2 protein-coding genes are annotated in these 2,516 nt (G+C 56.9%); both read left to right on the top strand.

The window, feature by feature from the left end:
- A partial coding sequence (locus tag ACOYNV_RS27415) for a tyrosine-type recombinase/integrase (RefSeq protein ID WP_422902990.1) occupies positions 1-368 on the top strand: 368 nt, incomplete at its 5' end.
- Positions 369-794: 426 nt separating this feature from the next.
- Complete coding sequence (locus tag ACOYNV_RS27420; RefSeq protein WP_422902991.1) at positions 795-1,994, top strand: M48 family metalloprotease; 1,200 nt, start codon at positions 795-797, stop codon at positions 1,992-1,994.
- Positions 1,995-2,516 lie beyond the last annotated feature (522 nt).

Below are 2,516 nucleotides of genomic sequence, written 5' to 3' on the forward strand. Positions count from 1 at the left end.
CCATGAGCGATATGGCAGCAGAGGCGATACAGAGTCAGCTTGTGACCAGGGGCGACTCGGAATTTGTCTGGGTCAATCCGAAGACTGGGAAAAGGTACGTGAACATCAATAAGCCTTTTGATGTGCTGCGTAAAAAAGCAGGTGTGCCGACGTTCAAAATCCATGGGTTGCGCCGGACGTTCGCGACCACACTTGCCAATGCAGGTACGTCCATAAATGTCATCCAGCAGCTGCTGACACATGCCAGCCCGGTCACGACCGATCGGTACATTCGTGTGTCCTCCAAGACCTTGCACGATGCGACCAATGGTGCATCTTCGGCAATCAGGGCGGCGATGGCGGCGGCACCTGCGTTGGCTGAAGCGTAAGGGACGGGAGGACCGGAAGCGGGCGCTGCTAGAGTTGCCCGAGTTGGCCCATAGCGGGGCCCAGGCAGCGTCGCCTGGTTCGGCTGAGGGGGTGGCCATGTCGAGGCCTGCGCGGGGCACCATGGCCCACTTTTGCTGCCGGGGCTAGTTTTTCCGGTTGATGCGGGAAAACTCCTTGCTGATCCCGTCGGACTCGACGACTCGTCGCCACCTGTTGCCGGTTGAAAAAGCCGTGGCAGGGCATGGGCTGGCGTCGGGTGCGTCGATTGCGTCGGGTAGTTTCGGAATGTTTTTCTGGCGGGAGCCGATATTCAACGATATCCCCCATTTGGGGGATATGCAGGTGCGATCTCAGTCGCCACAATCGAAAAAAAGAAAAGCTGCAAGCCGGCCCGATAACCTATCACTGCGAAGGGAGTCTGAACCATGAACGAACTCGTTTATCCGCGCGAGCGCACGCTCGGCAATATCACCTTGGTTCTCGGCCTTCTGATTTGGTTAAGCCTAATCGTCGGCTCCTTTGGTACTGCACTGATCGGATTGGTGTTCGGTTTCGTGGTGTATCTGTTCGCCCAATCAACGCTGATAGCCCACATAAAGGGTAACGGGGTCGAGCTATCGGAAGCACAGTTCCCCGACCTGTATGCGCAATTTGCCGCTTGCTGCGACCGGCTGGAGATGAAGACGCGCCCGCAGGCATACATCCTGAACGGCAATGGTGGCCTCAATGCGTTTGCCACCAAGTTCCTCGGCGCACGCTTTGTCGTACTGATGTCCGACGTAGTCGATGCGATGGACAAACATACCGATGGAGTGCGTTTCTACATCGGCCACGAACTCGGTCACTTGCGCATGAAACATATGGGAGTTCTCCACATGTTGCGCTGGCCTGCGCTGTGGCTACCCCTACTTGGCGCGGCCTATTCCCGTGCCCGCGAGAGTACCTGCGACCGCCACGGGCTGTCGTGCTGCGGGTCGCCAGAAGGCGCCGCGCGTGCGTTGGCAGCGCTGTCTGCCGGAGCAGTGCGCTGGGAAAAGCTCAACGTCACAGATTATCTTCGCCAAGCTAGCCATTCATCCGGCTTCTGGATGTCATTCCACGAGCTGACCGCTGGCTACCCTTGGCTAACCAAGCGTGCAGCCCGCGTGATGGACACCAACGCGTCAATGCCTCAGCGCAATGGCTTCGCCTATCTGCTGGCGGTTTTCATTCCATACGCCGGACGTTTGGGCGGTGGCTTCGGTTTGCTAATACTGGCTTACATCGTCGGTGTTCTGGCCGCCGTAGCCCTCCCAGCGTACCAAGACTATACGGTCAAGGCTAAGGTCAGCTCGGCCGTCATAGGATCGCAGAGCGTGCGCGAGGCGCTAGGCAACTACTACGAGACCAATAAGAAGACTCCCGAATCGCTAGACATGCTTGGCATCCGTACGCAATTGGCCGATGGTGCTCAGCTGTCGCTCGACCCAAATAAAATGGTACTCACCGTTAGTACCAAGCAAGGCGAACTCATCTTCACACCCACAGCCGATGCCGCAGGCCACATTGTCTGGAGCTGTACGAACGGTGAAGGTCTTAAGCCAACGCAGCTTCCACCTTCATGCCGTAGCGCCGGAAACCAATAGGCGACCATCGCTTTTGGGGCTTGCAATCTTCCAGCGTTGGCATATAGTGGGCTTGCAAGGTAGTCCAATCTGACGCAAGTAACGTCACCAAGGCACTTTTTGAAAGGTGGTGCTTATCGACCCGATTCAAATCCTCCTCACCCCATGACCGGTGTTTCTTAACCCGGTTCACGTTACTGCCAAGTAACGACGATAGCTACAGAAATGTGGCATACGTGCAGGCCCTACGTTCTTCGTGGGGCTTTTGCATTTCTGGAACCAGAACATCTTTGGCCAACGGGAATCGTTGCGGGTCATGGGCGGCGTCGGGCGCGTCAGGTGCGTCGGGTGGTTTGGAAAGTTTTTTCTGGCGGGTGCCACCTTGGCGCTGTTGGTGACGGTCGATCAAGTGACTGGTATGGAGCAAAACGGAATTCGGCATCGCAGCGTCAGGAGACAGTCGAGATTTGGCCGGGAATGACTCCAGAGGGCTGATAGCGGTCAGACGATGTGCTCCTTACAGGTCACTCAAAAAGCTGGCTT

Origin of the sequence: Propionivibrio sp. (genome assembly GCF_049316945.1) — a bacterium.
GTDB lineage: Bacteria > Pseudomonadota > Gammaproteobacteria > Burkholderiales > Rhodocyclaceae > Propionivibrio.

Bases quoted from the DNA above. Each gene is read 5' to 3' on its own strand.
- ACOYNV_RS27420 (WP_422902991.1), top strand. From the start codon at position 795: ATGAACGAACTCGTTTATCCGCGCGAGCGCACGCTCGGCAATATCACC.